This window comes from Pseudomonas sp. RIT-562 (assembly GCF_026241895.1).
Lineage (GTDB): Bacteria > Pseudomonadota > Gammaproteobacteria > Pseudomonadales > Pseudomonadaceae > Aquipseudomonas > Aquipseudomonas mandelii_F.
In genome coordinates this window covers 84,924-107,217 of sequence record NZ_JAPJIV010000025.1, presented here as the reverse complement: position 1 = coordinate 107,217, position 22,294 = coordinate 84,924, and the positions used below count along the sequence as shown (strand labels likewise).

Here is a 22,294-nt window from a genome sequence, read left to right as displayed (position 1 = left end):
CCCGGCCATGCGGTTGATGCCCGACGCCAGTTCGTCCAACTCCTGGCTGCCAAGCGGTGGCAGGCGGGTTTCGAGGTGCCCGTCCTTGAGTTGCGCCACGGCCTGCTTGATCTGGCCGATAGGGCGGTTGATCGTGCGCCCCATGCGCAAGGCCAGCAGCGCCGCGCCGGCCAGGCCCGCAGCGATCAGCAGCAAGCTGGCAAACAGGCTGCGATAACCGCGCAGCAACATCCCGTTGTGGGACAGTTCAAGTTCGACCCAGCCGAGCAGTCGCTCAGCCTCGTCGGGAATCAGGTCGCCAGCCAGGTTGCGGTGCTTGCCGAATACCGGCAGCAGGTAACGCGTGGCGTCATTGCCGCTGCGCCGCAGCAGTTGCGAGCCGTCGCCCTGGGGCGCTTGATTGAGCATGGTCGGGCCGGCATGGGCCAGCGGCGTGCGGTCGGGAGCGAGGAAGGAGACTGCACGCACGTCCTGTTGCTCCAGCGACTGGGTGGCGATGCGCTCCAGCAGCTCATTGTTGTGGTGACCCATCGCGGGGGCGACCAGTGGCGCCAGCTGCTCGGCGATCATTTCGCCGCGCTGCATCAGCTGGGTCTGCAGGTCGGACTGCTGCATCCAGGTGAAGTAGCCGCCCAGCACCAGTGCCATCAGGCTGGTGGGCAACAGCGTCAGCAGCAATACGCGGCCTTTGATTCCCAGTTTCTTGAGCACGCATCTCTCCTGCATCCAGCGATAGAATGACCTGCGCTTACGTCCGGTACGCGCCACCTGCGCAGTGTAGCGATTTGCTCGCGGCCAATCCGCGAAAAATTGTCCCGGTCATTCGTCGGCCTCTCCAGCCGATTCCGGTCCAGGGTGAACCTTGGGTTGCCCCAGGCGTGGCAATCTTGAATAATCAATCAACTGAGAATTATTTGCAGATACTCATGACTCCCATCTCTAGCGATCACCCGCGCATCCTCTCCATCGAAGACGACCTCGTACTCGGTGCCTATGTGCACGAGCATCTCGGGCGCAGCGGGTTCCAGGTGACCTGGTGCCAAAATGGCCAGGAAGGGCTGGACCTGGCGCGCGAGCAACGCTTCGACGTGGTCCTGATGGATATTCTGCTGCCGGGCCTGGATGGGCTCAAGGCGCTGACCCAGTTGCGCGAGAGCCATTCGACCCCGGTGCTGCTGATGTCGGCGCTTGGGGCAGAGGCCGATCGCATTAGCGGCTTTCGCCTAGGGGCGGATGACTACCTGCCCAAGCCGTTCAGCATGGCGGAGTTGCGGGTGCGTATCGAGGCGATATTGCGCCGGGTGGCACTCGACCGTCGGCCGGCCCCGGTCGCCCCCGCGCCATTGACCGACTGCCTGCGTTTCGACGACGGCTGTTTTGATGTGTTCTACCGGGACCGGGCCGCAGGGCTGACCCGCAGCGAGTACCGCCTGCTGGAAACCCTGAACCGCAACGGCGACGAAGTGTTGAGCAAGGCCTTCCTTTATCAGCAAGTCCTGCAACGCGGTTATGCAGCCCACGACCGCAGCCTGGACATGCACATCAGCCAGATTCGCCGCAAGCTCAAGGCTATCGACTATCTGGAGCGCGAAGTGCGTACCGTCTGGGGCAAAGGCTACGTACTGAGTGCCGCTGATGAAATGGTCTGACGTGCCGGGGCGGCATTCGCTGTTCTGGAAGCTGGCCTTTTTACTGGTGGCGTTCTGCCTGCTAATGATCTGGCTGAGCTGGTCCTGGGGCCGATACATGGAAGAGCGCAATCAGTTCCTCTCCGATGACGCCAGGGGCACCTTGTCGCGCTACGCTGCCGAGGCCGAGCGCGCTTGGCAGCAAGGCCAGCAGGCCGGCGTCGACAGCTGGTTGCAGGGCATGCGCCAGCGCGAAGCGGGTTGGGTCGGCGTCATCAGTGGTGACCTGCAGTCCTTGAGCAGCCAGGAGCTGACGGATCAGGAGATCCAGCACCTGACCTTTCTGCGCGGGCTCGACTGGCCCATTCACAAGAAAGGCCTGCCATGGCTGCGGGTGCCTTTTCCTGGCGACTCGTCCGCCGGCAGCCTGGTGATCGAACTGCCCCAGCGATTTGTGCCTGGCCAGTATCGGCTGTTCTGGCGAGTCATCACCAACGGGGTCATCCCCGGTCTCTTTACTCTGCTGCTATGCGTCGGGTTGTATCGCCTGCTGGTCGTACCGCTGAATAACCTGCGCGAACAGGCCAATGCCTGGCGTGCCGATCAACTGGGTGTGCGGCTGTCGAGCCGCACCATCAACCGCCAGGATGAACTGAGGGAGCTGGGCCGCGCCTTCGATCACATGTCCGAACGTTTGCAGGGTACCGTGGCCTTGCAGCAACAACTGCTGCGCGATCTTTCCCACGAATTGCGCACTCCGCTAAGTCGCCTGCGGGTGGCCAGTGACAGCGAGCAGGATCTGGCGCAATTGCGCGATCGCATCGGTCGGGAAGTCGATGGCATGCAGCGGCTGGTCGAAGACACCCTGCAACTGGCCTGGCTCGACACCGAGCGGGCGCCGTTGCCCGATGAAGCGATCCAGATCCAGGCGCTGTGGGAGATGCTCACGGAAAACGCCTGTTATGAGAGTTGCTGGCCTAGCGAGCAGTTGGTGTGCACCGTGGATGCGTCCTGCTGGGTGCGCGGCAATCTCAACACCCTGGCCCAGGCGGTAGAAAATATCCTGCGCAATGCCATTCGCCATTCGCCCCAGGGCGGGTTAGTCACCTTGGGCGGTCGGCGTGACGGCAACTTCTGGCATCTGTGGCTGGAGGATCAGGGGGGCGGAGTGGCGGAAGCCGATCTGGAGCGGATCTTTTCGCCGTTCACCCGGCTCGACGGCTCCCGCCCGGGCAACGGCGGATTCGGCCTGGGCCTGAGCATTGCGCGCAATGCGGTGCAGCGCCAGGGCGGGAGTATCTGGGCGCAGAATACCGGGACTGGTTTGCGCTTGAATATGCGGTTGGTGGCGCTTATTCCCATAAGCCATAAGCACCGCACTTTGCGTGATATGGCCTTGGCGGGTTTGCCGGTATGATGGGCGCCCCCGCAGTCTGGATTGCGAATACGCCATGACATTGCAGTACCCAACCATCGCCGATTGCGTCGGCAACACCCCGCTGGTTCGTTTGCAGCGCCTGCCTGGCGCCACCAGCAATACCCTCTTGCTCAAGCTTGAAGGGAACAACCCGGCGGGTTCGGTCAAGGACCGGCCTGCGCTGTCGATGATCACCCGTGCCGAATTGCGCGGGCAGATTCAGCCTGGCGATACGCTGATCGAAGCGACTTCGGGTAACACCGGGATTGCGCTGGCCATGGCCGCCGCGATCAAGGGTTACAAAATGATCCTGATCATGCCGGACAACTCCAGTGCCGAACGCAAGGCCGCGATGACCGCCTATGGTGCCGAACTCATCCTGGTGACCCAGGAAGAAGGCATGGAAGGCGCGCGCGATCTCGCCCAGCGCATGGAGGCCGAAGGCCGTGGCAAGGTGCTGGATCAGTTCGCCAACGGCGACAATCCTGAAGCGCACTACACCACCACCGGCCCGGAAATCTGGCGCCAAACCCAAGGGACCATTACCCATTTTGTCAGCTCCATGGGCACCACCGGCACCATCATGGGCGTTTCACGCTACTTGAAAGAGCAGAGTGACAGCGTGCAGATCGTCGGCCTGCAACCCATGGAAGGCTCGGCCATTCCGGGCATCCGCCGCTGGCCGCAGGAATACCTGCCGAAGATCTACCAGGCTGATCGCGTGGATCGCATCGTCGACATGGCGCAAGCCGAAGCCGAGGACGTGACCCGTCGTCTGGCTCGCGAAGAAGGCATCTTCTGCGGCGTGTCCTCGGGCGGTGCGGTGGCAGCGATGCTGCGCCTGTCCAGGGAAGTTGAAAACGCGGTGATCGTCGCGATCATCTGCGACCGTGGCGACCGTTATCTGTCGACCGGCATTTTCGACGCGCCCAACTGATGGCCAAGCACGAGAGAGGCCTGCGCTTCCAGCCAACAGGCGGCAGCAAGGCACCACAGATCCCGACCGGCAAGAAACAGCGCCTGACCATCGAGCGCCTGGCTAACGACGGCCGTGGCATTGCGTTTTTCGAAGGTCGCACCTGGTTTGTCCTGGGCGCGCTGGCGGGAGAGGAAATTGAAGCACGGGTATTGGGCACCCACGGCAAAGTAGTGGAGGCACGTACCGAACGGGTCTTCCAGGCCAGTGAACTGCGTCGTCCGGCGCCATGCCCGCACTTCGGCCGATGTGGTGGCTGCAGCGTGCAACACCTGCCTCACGATGAACAACTTGCGCTGAAACAACGCATGCTCGCCGAGCAATTATCCAAGGTCGCCGGTGTCGAACCTCAGGAGTGGGCAGCGCCGTTGAGCGGTCCGGAGTTCGGTTACCGCCGTCGCGCCCGAGTGGCGGTGCGTTGGGACATGAAAGCGAAGAAACTCGAAGTCGGTTTCCGTGCTGCCGGCAGCCAGGACATCGTCGCAATCAGCGAGTGCCCGGTGCTGGTACAGCCCTTGCAACCGATCATGACGCGTTTGCCGGAAATGCTCCGGCGCTTGAGCAAACCTCAGGCGCTGGGACATGTGGAACTGTTCAGTGGGTCTTCGCTGGCGGTCCTGCTGCGGCACATGGCGCCGTTGTCCGAAGCTGATATGTCCATCCTCGAAGAATTCTGCGCTTTCCATGGCGCCCAGTTGTGGCTGCAGGGGGAGGGCGAACCGCACCCGGTCAACGCGGAGCAATCGCTAGGTTATCGCCTGGAGCGCTGGGACCTGGAACTGGCCTACCGCCCAGGCGATTTTGTCCAGGTGAATGCCGGGGTCAATGAAGCCATGGTCGCCCAGGCGCTGGATTGGCTGAAACCGCAGCCGGATGATCGGGTACTTGATCTGTTCTGCGGCCTGGGCAACTTTGCCCTGCCATTGGCCAAGGTCGTACGCGAAGTGGTGGCGGTGGAAGGTGTGCAGGCCATGGTCGAGCGTGCAGCCGCCAACGCAGCTTGCAACAATCTGCATAACACTCAGTTTTTTCAGGCCGATTTATCCCAGCCTTTGACTGATGCCAAGTGGGCAGTCGAAGGCTTTTGTGCGGTACTCTTGGACCCACCGCGTGACGGTGCCTACGAGGTCGTGCGCAAGCTCAAGGCGCTGGGCGCCGAGCGCTTGGTGTATGTGTCGTGCAACCCGGCAACGCTGGCGCGCGACACGGTCGAATTGATCAAGCAGGGCTACCGGTTAAAACGTGCCGGGATTCTCGATATGTTTCCTCAGACGGCACATGTCGAGGCCATGGCGTTATTTGAAGCGAGCCAGGACGGCTCGTCTGGTCCGACTGACCCGCCCGTAAAGCGCTCGAATTAGCCCCGCGAGCGCATCCGGCAATAAAGGTCAGCGATTTGACGCATTGAATCTGCGTCGTAGGGAAGGTAAGCAAGATGGTACAGGTGAGAGCACACCAGCCGATCAACACCGACGGCAGTATCAATCTCGAGGCTTGGCTCGATCACGCGGTCAGTGTCGATCTGGCACTGGATCGCGAAGCCTTGAAGGAAGCGTGCGAGTTCGCCCGCACGTCTGAGCAACAGGCCAATGCGGCGAAGAACCTGTGGTCCGAAGGCACCTCGAGTTTTCGCACCGGCCTTGAGATCGCCGAGATCCTCGCCGACCTCAAGCTCGATCAGGATTCGCTGGTGGCGGCGGTTCTGTACCGCGGCGTGCGCGAAGGCCAGATCGAACTGCCGGCGGTCAGCCAGCGCTTCGGGCCGGTGGTCGCCAAGCTGATCGACGGCGTGCTGCGCATGGCCGCGATCAGCGCCAGCCTGAGCCCCCGTCAATCCCTGGTGCTGGGCACGCAGGGCCAGGTGGAAAACCTGCGCAAGATGCTCGTGGCGATGGTCGATGACGTCCGAGTGGCGCTGATCAAGCTCGCCGAGCGCACCTGCGCGATCCGTGCGGTAAAAACCGCAGACGACGAAAAGCGCAACCGGGTCGCCCGCGAGGTGTTCGACATCTATGCGCCGCTGGCTCACCGCCTGGGCATCGGCCATATCAAGTGGGAGCTGGAGGACTTGTCCTTCCGTTACCTGGAGCCGGATCAGTACAAGCAGATCGCCAAGTTGCTGCACGAGCGGCGGCTGGATCGCGAGCGGTTCATCGCCGACGTGATGAGCCAGCTCAAGGTCGAACTGCAGGCGACGGGCGTCGATGCCGACATCAGCGGCCGGGCCAAACACATCTATTCGATCTGGCGCAAAATGCAGCGCAAAGGCCTGGAGTTCAGCCAGATCTACGACGTGCGTGCGGTTCGAGTGCTGGTGCCGGAAATGCGCGACTGCTACACCGCGCTGGGCATCGTGCACACTCTGTGGCGGCACATCCCGAAAGAGTTCGACGACTACATCGCCAACCCCAAGGAAAACGGCTACCGCTCGCTGCACACCGCAGTGATAGGCCCCGAGGGCAAGGTGCTGGAAGTGCAGATTCGCACTCACTCGATGCACGAGGAAGCCGAGCTGGGGGTTTGCGCCCACTGGCGCTACAAGGGCACCGACGTCAAGTCCGGCTCAAACCACTACGAAGAGAAAATCTCCTGGCTGCGGCAGGTGCTCGAGTGGCATGAAGAACTCGGTGACATTGGCGGGCTCGCGGAACAGCTGCGCGTCGATATCGAACCGGATCGGGTCTACATCTTTACCCCCGACGGTCACGCCATCGACTTGCCCAAAGGCGCGACGCCGCTGGACTTTGCTTATCGCGTGCACACCGAGATCGGCCACAACTGCCGTGGTGCCAAGATCAACGGGCGCATCGTACCGCTCAACTACAGCCTGCAGACGGGTGAACAGGTCGAGATCATCACCAGCAAGCACGGCACGCCGAGCCGCGACTGGCTGAACCCGAACCTGGGTTACGTGACCACCTCGCGGGCGCGGGCGAAGATCGTCCACTGGTTCAAATTGCAGGCACGCGACCAGAACGTCGCGGCCGGCAAAACCTTGCTCGAGCGTGAACTTAATCGCCTCGGTCTGCCGGCGGTGGATTTCGACAAGCTGGCCGACAAGGCCAACATGAAGACTGCCGAGGACATGTACGCCGCCCTGGGTGCTGGCGACCTGCGCCTGGCGCAGTTGGTCAACCTGGCCCAGCAACTGGTCGAGCCGGAGCGCGGCAACGAGCAGCTGGAGCTGATTCCACGCAAGGCCACCGGCTACAAGCCGGGCAAGCGCGGCGATATCCAGATCCAGGGTGTCGGCAACCTCATGACTCAGATGGCCGGCTGCTGCCAGCCGTTGCCGGGCGATGCCATCGTCGGTTACATCACCCAGGGCCGCGGTGTCAGCATTCACCGCCAGGATTGTGCCTCAGTGCTGCAGCTGAGCGGGCGCGAGCCGGAGCGTATCATCCAAGTCAGCTGGGGCCCGGTGCCGGTGCTCACGTATCCGGTGGATATCATCATCCGCGCCTACGACCGTTCCGGTTTGCTGCGTGATGTGTCCCAGGTGCTGCTCAACGAGCGGATCAACGTGCTGGCGGTCAACACCCGCTCGAACAAGGAGGACAACACTGCGCTGATGTCCCTGACCATCGAGATTCCGGGGCTGGATGCACTGGGTCGGTTGCTGGGGCGGATTTCCCAGTTGCCGAACATCATCGAAACACGGCGTAACCGTACGCCTTGATGCTGGCGTTGTGCTGATACCTGGGGAGCAAACCCTGTGGGAGCAAAGCTTGCTCGCGATGACGGTTTACTCCGCCATCGCGAGCAAGCTTTGCTCCCACAGGTTCGTTGAGTGAGATGAGTAATGTATAAGCTTGAAGATCTGCTGCACCTGATGAACCGCCTGCGCGACCCGCAGTTTGGTTGCCCGTGGGATATCAAGCAAACCTACGCCAGCATCGTTGCGCACACGTTGGAAGAGGCCTACGAAGTGGCCGACGCCATTGAGCAGGGTGATTTCGATCACTTGCAGGGTGAGCTGGGGGATTTATTGTTCCAGGTGGTTTACTACAGCCAGCTGGCGCGGGAAGAAGGGCGCTTTGAATTTGCCGGCGTCATCGACAGCATCACCCGCAAGCTGATTCGCCGTCATCCCCACGTGTTTCCCACTGGCGATCTGTACGCGCCGTTGGATGTCCCGCGCTTGAGCGAGGAACAGGTCAAGCAGCGCTGGGAAGAGATCAAGGCCGAAGAGCGAGCCGAGAAGTCCTCGGCGCCGCTGCAGCTGTCATTGCTCGATGACGTGCCCACCGCTTTGCCGGCGTTGTCCCGTTCGGCCAAATTGCAGAAACGCGCAGCGCAAGTCGGTTTTGATTGGCCCGACGCATTGCCGGTGCTGGACAAGGTTCGCGAAGAACTTGATGAAGTGCTCCAGGCCATGGCTGACAACGATGCTGTTGCGGTGGCCGACGAGGTCGGCGACCTGCTGTTTTCCGTGGTCAATCTGGCGCGTCATCTCAAGGTTGATCCGGAAACCGCGCTGCGCGGCGCCAACGGCAAGTTCGAGCGACGCTTCCGATTTATCGAACAGGCATTGCGCGACACCTACCGTCCCATGGAAGATTGCACCCTCGAAGAGTTGGACGCCTTGTGGGGCGAAGCCAAACGCCAGGAAAAGAATATGCCCAGCTGCGGTTGAGCAGTTGCCTAAGTGAGTATTAAGCACCATGAGCATTTCCCTTCGCGACCAGTTGCTCAAAGCAGGGCTGGTCAACCAGAAGCAGGCCAAACAGGTCGGCAAAGAAAAGCAGAAGCAGCAACGCCTGGCCCATAAAGGCCAGATCGAACTGGATGACTCGCAGCAGAGGGCGGCTCAGGAAGCCAAGGCTGAGAAGGTCAAGCGCGACCAGGAGTTGAACCGCCTGCAGCAGGAAAAAGCCGAAGCCAAGGCGCGTGCGGCCCAGGTCAAGCAATTGATCGAAGCTTCGCGACTGCCGAAGTTGACGACTGAGGACTACTACAACTTTGTCGATGACAAGAAGGTCAAGCGGCTTAGCGTCAACACCTTGATGCGCAACAAGCTCAGCAATGGCTCTTTAGCGATCGTGCACCATGCCGGTGGCTATGAAGTGATCCCCCGTGAAGCGGCCCTGAAGATCCAGGAGCGCGATCCACAGCGCATCGTGCAGCTAAACGTGCAGACTGAAGAAGCGGCGGCTGAGGACGATCCGTACGCGGCCTATCAGATTCCTGATGATCTGATGTGGTAATTGAATAAGTTGAAGTACCTGGCGCTACACATGCGCAATTACTTCCAATGAAAAATCTAGTTGAGCCCGGGCGAGTGTGTAAGTACGCTTTCTCGGGCTCTTCTTCTTTTGTGCGTAATAAGTATTTCAATTAAGTTTGGCGTGTTTGCATTTTGAAGTTTGAATAATTGAAGTGTCTGATATTTCGTCGGAGTGAAGAACCATTAATTTAATTAATCGAGGTTCTTCATGTTTGTGACTATCGCTTCTCTGCAACAACCCACTTTCCATTCCGAGTTTTCCTGGCCTCGCAAGCCGGGGCAGTCCATGACTGCCTATGCCAGCCAGGAGCTTGATCGGCGGGTCCAGTTCGTCAGCGACAGGCTTGAAACAGCCGTTCAGGCCGCGCAGCAGCATTTTGGGCAAAGCAGTTGCCTGTTCTTCACCTTGCCTGAGTTCTTCTGGAATGTACCTTGGAATAGCGTGCGCAGTGAGCAGGAGCTTTTGGAACTCGGCTGGGCCTGCATGGACAGAATGCCAGAATCCATGGAGCGCTTGATGAGTTGGGCACGAGTCGAGAGTCACGGAAAAATAATACTGCTGGCCGGAACTTGCGCCACCTTGGTCAAGGTAGGTGAAGGGCAGGACGGACACTTTGATGTGATCAATTATCTACTTTCGGTAAACAACTTCAACTTCCGCAAAGAGGGTCTTCCAGAGTTGTCAATGTGGCCCAAACGTCATGTGTCTAGTATTGATTTTGGTCCATGTATTAACAGTGAAGCCGGTTATTGGTATTTTCAGATCTCCGAAGACATGATTATCAAGGTCAAGGATCTCAGCTCGGTGGTCGCAGAGCAAAATCTGGCAGCCAGTTATAATCCGGCTTTTTCCAATTCCCTGATTCCGGGCTGCACGTTCAGCCTCAATCTGTGTCTCGATTATGCTGTTCTGCAGGAAGGGGAGCGTGACCAAGAGCTGCGCGCGATCGGTTCGAATATCGATTTCCTGATCGCCTGCGGAATGGCCTTCCGTAAAGGTAAGAGTTATCCATCAAGCGTGCAGGTCGCCGTTAGAAACGACGGAATGGGGAAGGGCCGCTGCGAATTCGCGCGAGTAGAGGCCGGCTCGATTACCCAGGTGTTGCCTTCCATGATCATCGAGGACACCTTGCATCTGGCTTTAATCGAACTCGACTGACTGTCTGTTTCGATGAGGCTGCCTGCCGCAGTTCGTGGCTGGGCAGGCATTCGCGATTACGCCGGCTCAGCTATCGAGGTTTGCGCGTTCTGTTCCAGCTTTTCCAGTTCGGCCTTGTAGCTCTGGGCGTCGGATTCGCAATGGAACATGCCAACCAACAGGTCCTGCTGGTGTACGTCCCAGATACGAATGCCGGCGGCTACACCTTCATGGGACATGTGTGAATCGTCGCGTTCAGTTACTTTCACAGTCATCTGCTTGCTCCAATTTCAGTTACCTGCACCAAGGCATGTGCAGGTCTCCGTTATAAGTTTGGATAGCAGGCTAAGTAAATAGGCAGATTTACGAACGGTTTATTGTGAAAATCGGAACAGTTCTGCAGCCCTTTAAATCCGCGACATTCGGTCGCAGGGAGTTAGGTTTCATGACAAAAGCTTCATGTTGGAACCCATTTCCTACACCGCAAAGTTGGCGCTCAAACCAAAAAAAACGCCCCGAACCAGTCGGGGCGTTTTTATTGTGGCGCAGCAGAGGTGGGGCGTATTACTTGCCCGACCAGCGCTTCAGTACCAGCGTGGCATTGGTGCCACCGAAACCGAAGCTGTTGCTCATCACGGTATTGATGGTGGCGTCTTCGCGAGTCTTGGTCAGGATTGGCATGTCTGCCACTTCCGGATCCAGTTCGTCGATGTTGGCGGAGCCCGCCATGAAGTTGCCTTCCATCATCAGCATGCAGTAGATCGCTTCGTGAACGCCGGCGGCGCCCAGGGAGTGACCCGACAAGCTCTTGGTAGAGCTGATGGCCGGAGCCTTGTCGCCGAATACTTCACGCACACCTTTCATTTCCATGACGTCGCCGACTGGAGTCGAAGTGCCGTGGGTGTTCAGGTAGTCGATTGGTGCGTCAACGGTGGACATGGCCATCTGCATGCAGCGGATGGCGCCTTCGCCGCTTGGAGCGACCATGTCGTAGCCGTCGGAAGTCGCGCCGTAGCCAACGATTTCCGCGTAGATCTTAGCGCCGCGGGCCAGGGCGTGTTCCAGCTCTTCAACCACGACCATGCCGCCACCGCCAGCGATGACAAAACCGTCACGCTTGGCGTCGTAGGCACGGGAAGCCTTGTCCGGAGTTTCGTTGTACTGGCTGGACAGCGCGCCCATGGCGTCGAACAGGAACGACTGGCTCCAGTGTTCTTCTTCGCCGCCGCCAGCGAACACGATGTCCTGCTTGCCCATCTGGATCTGTTCCATGGCGGTACCGATGCAGTGAGCACTGGTGGCGCAGGCAGAAGCGATGGAGTAGTTCAGGCCCTTGATCTTGAACGGCGTGGCCAGGCAAGCGGAAACAGTGCTGCTCATGGTCCGGGTGACACGGTATGGGCCAACGCGTTTCACGCCTTTCTCGCGCAGGATGTCCAGCGCTTCCATCTGGTTCAGCGTGGAGGCGCCACCGGAACCGGCGATCAGGCCGGTACGCGGGTTGGAGACCTGCTCATCGGTCAGACCGGAGTCAGCGATGGCGTCTTTCATGGCCAGGTAGGCGTAGGCCGCCGCGTGGCCAACGAAGCGATAGATCTTGCGATCGATCAGTTCTTCGAGAGGAAGGTCAATGGAGCCGGAAACCTGGCTACGCAGACCCATTTCGGCATATTCCGGGTTGAACCGGATACCAGGGCGACTTGCACGCAGGTTAGCGGAGACGGTCTCTTTGTCATTGCCCAGGCACGAAACGATGCCCAGACCAGTGATAACGACGCGGCGCATGCGGATAACCCTTAGAAGTTGTCAGTGGAGGTAAAAACGCCGACCCGGAGGCCTTCGGCGGTGTAGATCTCGCGGCCGTCGACGCTGACCGAACCATCGGCGATGGCCAGGTTCAGCTTGCCTTTGAGCACACGCTTGATCTGAATGTTATACGTAACTTTCTTCGCGGTCGGCAGGACCTGACCAAAGAACTTCACTTCGCCCGAACCCAGGGCGCGACCGCGGCCCGGAAGGCCTTGCCAGCCAAGGAAGAAGCCGACCAGTTGCCACATGGCGTCAAGGCCCAGGCAGCCTGGCATCACCGGGTCACCTTCGAAGTGACAGGCGAAGAACCACAGGTCCGGAGTGATATCCAGCTCGGCGACCAATTCACCCTTGCCGTACTTGCCACCCTCTTCGCTGATGTGGGTGATGCGATCTACCATCAGCATGTTGGGGGCGGGCAGTTGCGCGTTACCTGGGCCGAACAGCTCACCGCGACTGCAGCGCAGCAGGTCTTCCCGAGTAAAGGCGTTTTGTTTGGTCATGCGAGCTCCTCAATAATCCGATGCGGCAGGTGGGGCAAATCTTCCCGGCCGATCGAAGCGTTTAATGCCTCGAGTCAGCAGCCTACTCATAGACTATTGCGTTGTGGTGAAAGTCACAGCACCAAGGACATGAAAGTACACTTGTGCACTGAAATTATTTTTCAAGCCCCTTTTCGGGCCTGTTCGGGTGCCTAAGACTGCCGCACTTTCGCCTTTCACGCCAGTCGCAGATGGTCGAAAGGCCTGCACTACTGCACCCAACGTTGCAGAATTTGCTGTAGGTCATTGCGTTTGAAGGGCTTGGCCAGGTAATCGTTCATTCCCGCGGTTAAACAGGCTTCGCGGTCACCCTGCAAGGCATTGGCGGTCAGGGCGATGATCGGCAAGTCATTGCAGCCCGGCAGTTTGCGGATCTCCCGGGTGGCCTCATAACCGTCCATGATCGGCAGCCGGCAATCCATCAGGATGGCCTCGAACACCAGGCTTTCGGCACTGCGTACCGCCTGGGCACCATCGACGGCGACGCTGACAGTAAAGCCCAGACTGCGCAACATTGCCTCGATGACGGTCTGATTGACCGGGTTGTCCTCCACCAACAGTACGTTGCGGCCACGACCGTCCCCGAGGTTGGCCGCCATGCGCGGCTCGATCACCGGCAGCGTTTGTTTATACAGCGCCAGTGGGATTTCCAGGGTGAACACCGAGCCCAGGCCTTCTTCACTCTTGGCGCGCAAGGTGCCGCCCATGCGTTCGGCCAGGGTGCGGGCAATCGGCAGGCCGAGCCCGGTGCCGCCGTAGCGTCTGGAAATGGAGCTGTCGGCTTGCTGGAACGCGTTGAACATCAACTCCAGGCTTTCGGCCGAAATGCCGATGCCGCTGTCGCGAACCGTGCAGGTGAACCACAGCAGCTCATGGTCCAGCGACTGCCATTGCGCTTCGATGCTGACGCGACCGTGCTCAGTAAACTTCAACGCATTACCGATCAGGTTCACCAGGATCTGGCGGATGCGCGTGGGGTCGCCTTGAACCTGTAGCGACTTCATGTCCTCGGGAATCGCCAGCGACAACTCGAGCCCGCGCTGCACTGCGCTGTGCTGGAAGGCCTGGGCGCAACTGCTGATCAGGTCCACGAGGCTGAACGGAATGTGCTCAAGCTCCAGCGCAGAACGCTCGATTCGCGAGAAGTCGAGGATGTCGTTGATCACCTTGAGCAGGTGTTCGGTGGACTCCGAGGCAAGCGCTGCGTACTCGACCTGTTCGTCGGTCATCTCGGTGGTTTCCAGCAGCTGCAGCATGCCCAGCACCCCATTCATCGGGGTCCGCAGTTCGTGGCTCATCATCGCCAGGAAGTCGGATTTAGCGTTGTTGGCCTTCTCCGCTTCCTCGCGGGTCTGGATCAACTGCTCCATCGCCTGGTGCTGTTCACGGCTGGCTTGTTCAAGGCCGCTGGCGAGGTTGTTGATGTGCTGGGACAGCGCGCCCAGTTCAGTGTCGTCGACAATGGGCAGGGGCGTCTTGTAATCACCGTCCTGGATGGCCTTGACCGCATTGCCGATGTCGCGGATCGGTTGCGACAGGCTGCCCGCCAGGCGCCGGGCGATCAGGAAGGTAAACAGCAGCGCGAACAACGCCAGGATTGCCGCCTTGAGCAGGATTTCCTGCTGGCGCTGGTTAAACGAGTCATTCGACAGGCCAACGATGACCCGGCCCAGGTAATCCTCGGTGGGGGCAAAGTTGGCGACCCGGCTGTTCTGGAAAAAATCATTGTTCAGCGCGATCCGTTGCAGGCGTACAGGCGCCTGGAACACTTCGACCTGTTGTGAACGATTGTGGGTTTCCGAAGGTTGCTCGACATACACCAAGATGCGGTTGGCGCTGTCCTGGACTTCGAGGAAGCGCACGTTGGGCGTGGCCAGGGTAGCCTTGAGCAAGCCTTCGAGTACCTCATTGTTGCCCGAGATGACCCCGTACTCAGCGGCGGGCGCCAGTTGGTTGGCAATCAGCTGGCCGGTGTGATTGAGCTCCTGACGCAAGTCCTGGATACGCACGAAGGTAAAAAAGCTGATCAACAGCAGCGTCAGCAACAGGGCAGGGCCGAGGCTGATCATTTGCGTGCGGGTGTTGATGTCCCAACGACGATGGAAGGTCACGGGCGGCTTACTCCTTCGGCCAACTGTGTTGCGACAGATGCTTCATCGATCTGTTCAATACCTAATGAACGAGCAACCTGCGGGTTATTCAGGACTTTGAACAAGTAGGGGTAGTGTGTACGCGGCCAGGTGACTGGCGAACGATCGAGCAACCGGTCGAGAACTGTTAGCCAGTCGTCCTGGTCGCTGTAGGTACTGGCAAGGCTGCCGGCCTTGACGAAGGCGGCATTGGGGCCGACCAGCGCCATTTGCCGCGCGTAGCTGCTAATCAGCAGGTTTTTTGCCGTCTTGGGGTTGTACAGGCCCGGGTCGTCGAGGCCCAGCAGTACATCGCTATTTTTCAGCAGGCTTTGCAGGGGGCGGCTGTCGTTGGTGTCGTCCCAGTGTTCGGCGACGATCTCCAGGTGCAGCGGGGCAGCCGCCTGGCGCAGTTCCTTGAGGAGAAATTCGCTGTGCTGGTCGTACAGTACGCCGATACGTCTGGCCTGGGGCAACAGGCTGCGGATCAGGCGCAACTGGCGATCAAGTGGCGGATCGCTCCACAGCAGACTCAGGTGCGGGGGCAGGGCTGCGCCCAGGCGTTGCCGCGCCTGCAGGCGGCTGATGCGCAGCACGAGTGTCGGCGGGCCCTGGGCGTCTTGCAGGCGCCAGTCGAGGCTCGCCGGGTCGAGCAGGATCAGCCGGGTGTTGCCTGGCAGTTGGCCCGGTGCTGGCAGATTGGCCAGGGGTTCGAAACGCACGCGGTCGCCCGGGCGCCGCTCGCTCAGCGCCGCCGTGAAGGCGCGCATGCCGGGGCTGTCATCGACGCCGGTGAGCAGAATGTCGGCCGCACTTAGCCGTGGCGGATTCAGCAGGCTGACTATCGCCAGGCACAAGCCGGCCAACAGGCGGCCAATGGTCGGCGTCTTCCCTGACAAACGGCGCAGCATTCTAGAACTCCAGCTCCGCACTGAAGTACATCACCCGGCGCTGGTCATATTGATTGTCGATGAACGTGGTGGGTTGATTGTCCAGGCGCTGCTGCAGCACACCGGCCAGCTCCAGGCTGGCCTTGCCCCAGTGGATGCGCTTGGCGATCCGGCTGTCGACACGTTCGAAGCGGTAGCCGTTGAGCGCATCGTCGCCGTAGTAGAACAGGGCGCTGTTCCAGCCATGTCCCCAATCCCGCAGCCAGCCAGCGGAGCCACTGTTGCGCGCAGTTTGCAGTTCGTCCTCCGGGTTACTGCCGTGCGCATCGACGTAGGCATAAGTCAGGCGCAGGCGATCGGCGTGATTGATGTTCCAGTCCAGCTGGGTTTCGGCGCCGGTGAAACGCGCCTTGTTGGAGTTACTGGCAATGTATTGATTGTTGCGTAATGGCTCGCTGATCATCCCGCTGATTTCGTCGTGGAACACTTTCACGTCCACCGCCAGCCCGAGCTCGATGAAATAGCCGTTGTAGCCGAGTTCCCGGGAGCGCATGTGCTCCTGTTCGAGGTCGCCGGGGCCGCGGGTCCTGACGAAATACCGCGCACTGGATTGCCCGTACGCGCTGGGATGCAGTTTGGTCACCCGGTAGCTCCAGTCGACGTTGTTCTCGAACATGTCCGGCGAGCGGATGGCTTCCGAGTACACCGCCCGCAGGCCATGGCGCGGATTGATCAGGTAGTTGACCGCCAGCCGCGGCGTCAGGGAGCTGCCAATCAACCGGGTGTCTTCGAACATGGCGCCGCCCTGCAGCAACCAGTGCTCGGTGGCGCGCCACTCCAGCTGGCCGAACGTGCGCCAGGTGGTGTCGTCGAGGGTGCCATTGAAGTAGGTCTCGGAATCGGCCCGGTCGTAACGATAGTTCAGGCCGCTGACCAGGCGCAGGTTGTCGGACAGGCTCAGGGTGTCCTGCAATTCCAGGTCGAAGCGCGATTCCCGGGTACTCTGGTCGATGTCGCCGCACAAGGTTCGGCGGGCGCCGTTGTTCCATTGCTCCAGCACCCGATTGCCGAGTTCGCGCTCTGTGGCCAGGCCCGGCGGCGCGCCGGTGGTGGTAAAGCGCTCAATATTGCGCGCCAGCCTTTCGGTGTAGTTGGGGTTGAGCTGCCACAGGCGAGTCAGTTCCGGGCTGAACGAGACTTCGGCATCGCAGGCGCGCCAGGTCTGCTGGCGGTCCCAGTGCTGGGCCGTGCCCTGGATATACAGACTGTGATCGGGGTCGATGTCGAAGTTCCAGCGCAGGGACCCCGCGTAGGTCTTGGCAACCACGTCGGAATCGTCCCCAGCATCGGTAATTCCCGAAAACACCGGTCTGTAGGTGTACGGGCGTTGGTTGCTGCCGTCTTTGGCATTGAGTTGCCAGTCAATGCTCTGTCGTTCGTCAAGCGTCTGGCTGACGGCGAGGTTGATGCGATTGAGGCGACGGCTGTCGTGGTAGTTGGCACCGTTGCGATCGGAGTCAAAACCATCGTCTTGCAACCCGGACAGCGATAGGCGCAGATCGCCGCCGTCCCAGCCCATGCCTTGGCTGGCGTAATAATCATTGATGCCGCGCTGGCCGCGGACAATCTTCATGCGGGTGCCATGGCTGTCGGCCGGGCGGCGGGTAATGATGTTGACCACCGCCATTAGCGCATTCGCGCCGTAGCTGACGGTGTTTGGCCCGCGAAACACCTCGATGCGCTCAATGTCGTCCATGGGCACCGGAATATCGCTCCAGTCCACCGTGGACAAGCCTGCGCGATAGACTGAGCGACCATCGATCAGCACCTGCATGCGCCGTGCCTCGCTGGCACTGGTGCCGTGATAGTTCACCGCCGCCTGGTTACCGCTGATGTAGCCGACCATCATCCCCGGGACCAGGCGCAGCAGTTCGCTGATGTCCCGGGCGCCACTGGCGGTGATCAGTTGGCTGTCGATCACCGTCATGCTGCCGGGCACTGCCGCCGGCGACTGCTTCAGTCGAGTCGCTGTCAGGACTTGCGGCAATGGCTCGCCGTCGAGAAACAGATCGTCTGCCAGCAATGGCGAGCTGAAAATCAGTGCCAGGACCAGCGGCGAACGCGATGACGTAGAGCCAAATGACACAACACATCCTTGATCGTGGTGAATGGGCGCGCATGTTAACTGAGCCAAGCGACTTTTCCATGCACGATGCCAGCATTCCCCAGGATTTATTCCGCATGTTGCTGCGCGACAGGTTATTGACTTGAGGGCTGGCCGCGACCGGGACGCTCCGTATAATGCCGGCATCGCCACTGGTATGGATTAACGGATTACATATGACTGAACAGCGCCCAATCGCGGTCCTGGGAGGCGGAAGTTTTGGTACCGCCGTGGCCAATCTCCTGGCTGAAAACGGGCATCAGGTCCGACAGTGGATGCGAGATCCGGAACAGGCCGAGGCCATCCGGGTCAATCGCGAGAACCCGCGTTACCTTAAAGGCATCAAGATTCTGCCGGCCGTGGAGCCGGTCACCGACTTGCAGGCCACGTTGGATGCCTGTGATCTGTGCTTCGTCGCACTGCCCTCCAGCGCATTGCGCTCGGTGCTGGTGCCGCACGCCGAACGCCTGAGCGGCAAGCTGCTGGTGAGCCTGACCAAAGGCATCGAAGCCCAGACCTTCAAATTGATGAGCGAGATCCTTGAGGAAATCGCCCCGCAAGCACGCATTGGCGTGCTCTCCGGGCCGAATCTGGCCCGGGAGATCGCCGAGCACGCGCTCACCGCCACGGTGGTCGCCAGTGAAGATGAGGAGTTGTGCCAGCGTGTGCAGGCGGCCTTGCATGGTCGTACCTTCCGCGTTTACGCCAGCGCCGACCGCTACGGCGTGGAGCTGGGTGGGGCGTTGAAGAACGTCTACGCGATCATCGCCGGCATGGCGGTAGCGCTGGGTATGGGCGAAAACACCAAGAGCATGCTGATCACCCGGGCCCTGGCGGAAATGACTCGCTTTGCCGTGAATCAGGGTGCAAATCCGATGACTTTCCTGGGGTTGGCAGGCGTTGGCGACCTGATCGTCACCTGTTCTTCGCCAAAAAGCCGAAATTACCAAGTGGGTTTTGCTCTCGGGCAGGGCTTGAGCCTGGAAGATGCGGTGACGCGCCTGGGTGAGGTCGCCGAAGGCGTAAACACCCTCAAGGTGCTCAAGGCCAAGGCTCAGGAGGTGGGTGTGTATATGCCGCTGGTCGCCGGACTGCACGCGATCCTGTTCGAAGGGCGCACGCTTGAGCAGGTGATCGGGCTGCTGATGCGTGGCGAACCGAAAACCGATGTCGACTTCATCTCCACCAGCGGTTTCAACTGAATTTATCTGCACAAGTCCAATCTACTGAGTCAGGGAGCGAGACATGAACGAACCGAAAGAAGAAGCCAAATACGAGTCCATTCTGCTGCGCGTGCTGTGGATGATCGTTTACGTGCTGGTCTGGCAAGTGGCGCAATTCATTCTTGGCGCGGTGGTGCTGGTTCAGTTGATCTATCGTTTGATCTACGGCGCCCCGAGCGCCAGCCTGATGAATTTCGGCGACAGCCTGAGCCAGTTCCTGGCGCAGATCGGTCGTTTCGGCAGCTTCCACAGCGACCAGAAACCTTGGCCGTTCGCCGATTGGCCGACGCCGCGCGCACCTGAAGGTGAAGTGCCGCACGCAGTGCCGCCAGCCCCGCATCCGGCCCGAGATGAGGAACCGAAGCTATGAAACTCTGGGTATTGCGTCATGGTGAAGCTGAGCCGCACGGTTCGCGACCTGATTCCGAGCGGGAATTGACCAATAAGGGTCGTGAAGAAGTATTGCGCAGTGCGGCCGAGCTGATGGGGCAGCCGTTGACGGCGATTTACGCCAGTCCCTTCAAGCGTGCGCAGCAGACGGCAGAAGTTGTGCGCGAAGCCCTAAATTTCAAACCGGAGATTCGCACTGTCGAATGGCTCACTCCCGACTACCGCCCGCAAGCCGTAGCGGAGCAGTTGGTGTCTGTCGATTATGCGCTGCTGGTCAGCCATAACCCGCTGGTGGGCAATCTGCTCGGGTACTTGCAGAATGGTCATGTGCAGGATCCTGAGGCCGTGCGAACCGCCGGACTGGCCGAGCTGGAGGGCGATTTACCGCTGGCGGGAGCGATGAAGCTCAACAGTATCAAGCATCCGTGATTCCCTAGCGATCGCAGCCTCTGCAAATAGTCAACCAAGCAACCGCTTGGTTGACTACGCTTGCTCCAGACCAATAAAAAGGAGCGAGTCGCATGTCTGGCGCTTTTCGATTGCCTCTGGACGTCTTCTACGAGCGTGAAGCCCGCCACCCCCGCCAGCGCTATCTGGTGCAACCCACGGGTGGAGGTCAGGTCGAAACACTGACCTGGGCCGACGTCGGCCATCAGGCACGCTGTGCCGCACACTGGTTACGCGCGCGAGCGTTACCCCAAGGCAGTCACATCGCCCTGATCTCGAAAAACTGCGCGCACTGGATCATCGCCGACCTGGCGATCTGGATGGCCGGGCATGTGTCTGTTCCGCTGTACCCTAATCTTACTGCCGAATCCGTCAACCAGGTGCTCGAGCACTCGGAAGCGGCGCTGGCCTTCATCGGCAAACTCGATGACTGGCCAGGCATGTCCCGGGGCGTTCCCCGCGGCCTGCCGACTATATGCCTGCCTTTGCATCCTCCGGGGACCTTTGATTTCAGCTGGGCCGACCTGCAAGCCAGCTCACCGATTCAGGACGATCCCAAGCCCGCTGCGGACCAGCTGGCGACCATCATCTATACCTCCGGCACTACGGGCATGCCCAAGGGCGTGATGCACAGTTTCGCCAACCTGGGATTTGCCACTACCCGTGGCACGCAGTTGTTCGGCCTCAACGAGTCGGATCGCCTGCTGTCCTACCTGCCGTTGTGTCACGTGGCGGAGCGGATGTTCGTCGAACTTGCTTCGATTTACACCGGACAAACCGTGTTCTTTGCCGAGAGCCTCGACACTTTTCTGATTGATCTGCAGCGCGCACGACCCACTGCCTTGTTTGGCGTGCCCAGAATCTGGACCAAATTCCAGATGGGCGTGTACAGCAAGATCCCGGCCAAGCGCCTGGATTTCCTGCTCGGCTTGCCGATCATCGGCAAGCGCGTGGGGCACAAGGTGCTCGCCGGGCTTGGGCTGGATGAGTTGCGTGTGGCGTTATCCGGCGCAGCGCCGGTGCCGCAGACCTTACTGCTGTGGTACCGCAAGCTTGGGCTGGACGTGCTGGAGGTCTACGGCATGACCGAAAGCTGTGGTTACTCGCACATCTGCCTGCCCGGTCAACAAAAAACCGGCTGGATCGGCAAACCTTGCCCCGATGTCGAGGTGCGTATCGAACCCTCCGGGGAAGTGCTGGTACGCAGTGGCGCGACCATGCTCGGCTACTTCAAGGAACCGCAGAAAACCGCTGATACCCTCACCGCCGATGGCTTCCTGCGCACGGGCGACAAAGGTGAGGAAGACGCCGAGGGCAACCTGCGCCTGACTGGCCGCTTGAAGGAAATCTTCAAGACCAGCAAAGGCAAATACGTGGCCCCGGCACCCATCGAGAATCGCCTGGCGGTGCACTCGCGGATCGAGCAGGTGTGCGTGGTGGGCGATGGCTTGAGCGCGCCACTGGGCTTGTGCGTGCTGTCCGCAGTCGGCCAGCAGGATGCGCAGGGGCACGGCCGCGCGGGCCTGCATGCGAGCCTGGAAAAACTCCTGGAGGAGGTCAACGGCGCATTGGATAAACACGAACGCTTGCGCCGCCTGATAGTGGTGAGGGACAGCTGGGCGGTGGAAAACGGTTTCCTCACACCCACCCTGAAGATCAAGCGCAACGTGATAGAAGCCGCTTACGGTACCCGGTTCGAAGAATGGAGCGAGCGCAACGAGAGCGTGCTGTGGCAGGATTGAGGGACGAATAAAATCAACAAAGGATGTCAGCGATGAGCCTGTGGCGCACCACCCCGAACATTGAGCAGTTGAACGCCATCCAGAAAAACACCATCGGTGAAGTGCTGGATATTCGTTTCGAAGCCTTCGACGACGAATCCCTGACGGCGAGCATGGTCATCGATCAGCGTACCCACCAACCCTATGGCCTGCTGCACGGTGGGGCCTCGGTGGTGCTGGCCGAGTCCGTGGGGTCGATGGCCAGTTACCTGTGTATCGACGCCAGCAAGTTCTACTGCGTGGGCCTGGAAATCAACGCCAACCACCTGCGCGGCCTGCGTAGTGGGCGGGTGACGGCGGTGGCCAAGCCGATTCACATCGGCCGCACCACCCACGTCTGGGACATCCGCTTGACCAGTGACGAGGGCAAGGCCAGCTGCGTGTCGCGCCTGACCATGGCGGTGGTCCCGCTGGGCGAAAATCCGCCCGCGCGTTAAACCACGAGTCAACCCTTGTAGCCGCTGCCGAACGTGGCAGCTGCCACAAGGTCATGCCGTGGCCGGACTGTCATCATTCCTGTCAGTTACGGTCAT

20 protein-coding genes are annotated in these 22,294 nt (G+C 60.2%); 13 read left to right on the top strand and 7 right to left on the bottom strand.

Annotated elements, in window-relative coordinates; translation table 11 throughout:
- Positions 1-711 (bottom strand): HAMP domain-containing protein (locus ORL50_RS24720; protein WP_266018878.1); only part of this gene is annotated, 711 nt, incomplete at its 3' end.
- 215 nt (positions 712-926) lie between these two features.
- Here ORL50_RS24720 and ORL50_RS24715 point away from each other — a divergent pair.
- The 8 genes from ORL50_RS24715 to ORL50_RS24680 all read left to right on the top strand — a co-directional run bounded on the left by ORL50_RS24715 (position 927) and on the right by ORL50_RS24680 (position 10,407).
- Positions 927-1,649 carry a response regulator transcription factor gene (locus ORL50_RS24715; protein WP_266018877.1) on the top strand — a complete coding sequence of 241 codons (723 nt, stop codon included), beginning with the start codon at positions 927-929 and terminating at the stop codon, positions 1,647-1,649.
- Positions 1,636-3,045 (top strand): sensor histidine kinase, encoded by a 1,410-nt coding sequence (locus ORL50_RS24710; protein WP_266018876.1) that lies wholly within the window; start codon positions 1,636-1,638, stop codon positions 3,043-3,045. Before ORL50_RS24715 ends, ORL50_RS24710 begins: the two co-directional genes overlap by 14 nt.
- A 34-nt stretch (positions 3,046-3,079) precedes the next feature.
- Positions 3,080-3,982 carry a cysteine synthase CysM gene (cysM, locus tag ORL50_RS24705; RefSeq protein ID WP_266018875.1) on the top strand — a complete coding sequence of 301 codons (903 nt, stop codon included), beginning with the start codon at positions 3,080-3,082 and terminating at the stop codon, positions 3,980-3,982.
- Positions 3,982-5,382, top strand: a complete 1,401-nt coding sequence (gene rlmD, locus ORL50_RS24700) for a 23S rRNA (uracil(1939)-C(5))-methyltransferase RlmD (protein ID WP_266018874.1) — start codon at positions 3,982-3,984, stop codon at positions 5,380-5,382. Before cysM ends, rlmD begins: the two co-directional genes overlap by 1 nt.
- Before the next feature lie 74 nt (positions 5,383-5,456).
- Complete coding sequence (gene relA, locus ORL50_RS24695; protein ID WP_266018872.1) at positions 5,457-7,700, top strand: GTP diphosphokinase; 2,244 nt, start codon at positions 5,457-5,459, stop codon at positions 7,698-7,700.
- Positions 7,701-7,823: 123 nt separating this feature from the next.
- Positions 7,824-8,657, top strand: coding sequence for a nucleoside triphosphate pyrophosphohydrolase (gene mazG / locus ORL50_RS24690; RefSeq protein ID WP_266018871.1), 834 nt, complete (start codon positions 7,824-7,826; stop codon positions 8,655-8,657).
- Between the two features lie 28 nt (positions 8,658-8,685).
- Positions 8,686-9,228: a DUF2058 domain-containing protein gene (locus ORL50_RS24685; RefSeq protein WP_266018870.1), complete on the top strand. Its 543-nt coding sequence runs from the start codon at positions 8,686-8,688 to the stop codon at positions 9,226-9,228.
- A gap of 228 nt (positions 9,229-9,456) precedes the next feature.
- On the top strand, positions 9,457-10,407 hold the full coding sequence (locus ORL50_RS24680) for a hypothetical protein (RefSeq protein ID WP_266018869.1): 951 nt from the start codon (positions 9,457-9,459) through the stop codon (positions 10,405-10,407).
- A gap of 56 nt (positions 10,408-10,463) precedes the next feature.
- On the opposite strand, the gene ORL50_RS24675 is transcribed toward ORL50_RS24680, so the two are convergent.
- The 6 genes from ORL50_RS24675 to ORL50_RS24650 all read right to left on the bottom strand — a co-directional run bounded on the left by ORL50_RS24675 (position 10,464) and on the right by ORL50_RS24650 (position 17,902).
- A complete protein-coding gene (locus ORL50_RS24675; protein WP_266018868.1) occupies positions 10,464-10,661 on the bottom strand; it encodes a hypothetical protein in 198 nt (65 codons plus the stop codon).
- 289 nt (positions 10,662-10,950) lie between these two features.
- Entirely contained in the window at positions 10,951-12,171 is a 1,221-nt protein-coding gene (gene fabB / locus ORL50_RS24670) for a beta-ketoacyl-ACP synthase I (RefSeq protein ID WP_266018867.1), read from the bottom strand.
- 11 nt (positions 12,172-12,182) lie between these two features.
- Positions 12,183-12,698: a 3-hydroxyacyl-[acyl-carrier-protein] dehydratase FabA gene (gene fabA / locus ORL50_RS24665; protein WP_010211704.1), complete on the bottom strand. Its 516-nt coding sequence runs from the start codon at positions 12,696-12,698 to the stop codon at positions 12,183-12,185.
- 248 nt (positions 12,699-12,946) lie between these two features.
- Positions 12,947-14,848, bottom strand: coding sequence for an ATP-binding protein (locus ORL50_RS24660; RefSeq protein WP_266018865.1), 1,902 nt, complete (start codon positions 14,846-14,848; stop codon positions 12,947-12,949).
- Complete coding sequence (locus tag ORL50_RS24655; protein ID WP_266018864.1) at positions 14,845-15,777, bottom strand: ABC transporter substrate-binding protein; 933 nt, start codon at positions 15,775-15,777, stop codon at positions 14,845-14,847. The genes ORL50_RS24660 and ORL50_RS24655 overlap by 4 nt, the downstream gene beginning before the upstream one ends.
- A gap of 1 nt (position 15,778) precedes the next feature.
- The gene (locus ORL50_RS24650) at positions 15,779-17,902 is read right to left on the bottom strand and encodes a TonB-dependent receptor plug domain-containing protein (protein WP_266018863.1); all 2,124 of its coding nucleotides are present in this window, start codon (positions 17,900-17,902) and stop codon (positions 15,779-15,781) included.
- 194 nt (positions 17,903-18,096) lie between these two features.
- Between ORL50_RS24650 and ORL50_RS24645 the strand changes: the two genes are divergently transcribed.
- The 5 genes from ORL50_RS24645 (at position 18,097) to ORL50_RS24625 (ending at position 22,198) form a co-directional block, all read left to right on the top strand.
- On the top strand, positions 18,097-19,122 hold the full coding sequence (locus ORL50_RS24645) for an NAD(P)H-dependent glycerol-3-phosphate dehydrogenase (protein ID WP_266018862.1): 1,026 nt from the start codon (positions 18,097-18,099) through the stop codon (positions 19,120-19,122).
- Positions 19,123-19,165: 43 nt separating this feature from the next.
- Complete coding sequence (locus tag ORL50_RS24640; RefSeq protein WP_266018861.1) at positions 19,166-19,513, top strand: DUF4389 domain-containing protein; 348 nt, start codon at positions 19,166-19,168, stop codon at positions 19,511-19,513.
- Complete coding sequence (sixA, locus tag ORL50_RS24635; RefSeq protein WP_266018860.1) at positions 19,510-19,962, top strand: phosphohistidine phosphatase SixA; 453 nt, start codon at positions 19,510-19,512, stop codon at positions 19,960-19,962. The genes ORL50_RS24640 and sixA overlap by 4 nt, the downstream gene beginning before the upstream one ends.
- A 92-nt stretch (positions 19,963-20,054) precedes the next feature.
- Positions 20,055-21,722, top strand: a complete 1,668-nt coding sequence (locus ORL50_RS24630) for an AMP-binding protein (RefSeq protein WP_266018859.1) — start codon at positions 20,055-20,057, stop codon at positions 21,720-21,722.
- A gap of 32 nt (positions 21,723-21,754) precedes the next feature.
- Entirely contained in the window at positions 21,755-22,198 is a 444-nt protein-coding gene (locus ORL50_RS24625; RefSeq protein ID WP_266018858.1) for a hotdog fold thioesterase, read from the top strand.
- The last annotated feature ends 96 nt before the right edge of the window (positions 22,199-22,294 follow it).

Excerpts from the sequence above, each read along its gene's own strand:
- ORL50_RS24715 (WP_266018877.1), top strand. The coding sequence starts at position 927 with ATGACTCCCATCTCTAGCGATCACCCGCGCATCCTCTCCATCGAAGAC.
- ORL50_RS24710 (WP_266018876.1), top strand. The coding sequence starts at position 1,636 with ATGAAATGGTCTGACGTGCCGGGGCGGCATTCGCTGTTCTGGAAGCTG.
- cysM (WP_266018875.1), top strand. The coding sequence starts at position 3,080 with ATGACATTGCAGTACCCAACCATCGCCGATTGCGTCGGCAACACCCCG.
- rlmD (WP_266018874.1), top strand. The coding sequence starts at position 3,982 with ATGGCCAAGCACGAGAGAGGCCTGCGCTTCCAGCCAACAGGCGGCAGC.
- relA (WP_266018872.1), top strand. The coding sequence starts at position 5,457 with ATGGTACAGGTGAGAGCACACCAGCCGATCAACACCGACGGCAGTATC.
- mazG (WP_266018871.1), top strand. The coding sequence starts at position 7,824 with ATGTATAAGCTTGAAGATCTGCTGCACCTGATGAACCGCCTGCGCGAC.
- ORL50_RS24685 (WP_266018870.1), top strand. The coding sequence starts at position 8,686 with ATGAGCATTTCCCTTCGCGACCAGTTGCTCAAAGCAGGGCTGGTCAAC.
- ORL50_RS24680 (WP_266018869.1), top strand. The coding sequence starts at position 9,457 with ATGTTTGTGACTATCGCTTCTCTGCAACAACCCACTTTCCATTCCGAG.
- ORL50_RS24675 (WP_266018868.1), bottom strand. The coding sequence starts at position 10,661 with ATGACTGTGAAAGTAACTGAACGCGACGATTCACACATGTCCCATGAA.
- fabB (WP_266018867.1), bottom strand. The coding sequence starts at position 12,171 with ATGCGCCGCGTCGTTATCACTGGTCTGGGCATCGTTTCGTGCCTGGGC.
- fabA (WP_010211704.1), bottom strand. The coding sequence starts at position 12,698 with ATGACCAAACAAAACGCCTTTACTCGGGAAGACCTGCTGCGCTGCAGT.
- ORL50_RS24655 (WP_266018864.1), bottom strand. The coding sequence starts at position 15,777 with ATGCTGCGCCGTTTGTCAGGGAAGACGCCGACCATTGGCCGCCTGTTG.
- ORL50_RS24645 (WP_266018862.1), top strand. The coding sequence starts at position 18,097 with ATGACTGAACAGCGCCCAATCGCGGTCCTGGGAGGCGGAAGTTTTGGT.
- ORL50_RS24640 (WP_266018861.1), top strand. The coding sequence starts at position 19,166 with ATGAACGAACCGAAAGAAGAAGCCAAATACGAGTCCATTCTGCTGCGC.
- sixA (WP_266018860.1), top strand. The coding sequence starts at position 19,510 with ATGAAACTCTGGGTATTGCGTCATGGTGAAGCTGAGCCGCACGGTTCG.
- ORL50_RS24630 (WP_266018859.1), top strand. The coding sequence starts at position 20,055 with ATGTCTGGCGCTTTTCGATTGCCTCTGGACGTCTTCTACGAGCGTGAA.
- ORL50_RS24625 (WP_266018858.1), top strand. The coding sequence starts at position 21,755 with ATGAGCCTGTGGCGCACCACCCCGAACATTGAGCAGTTGAACGCCATC.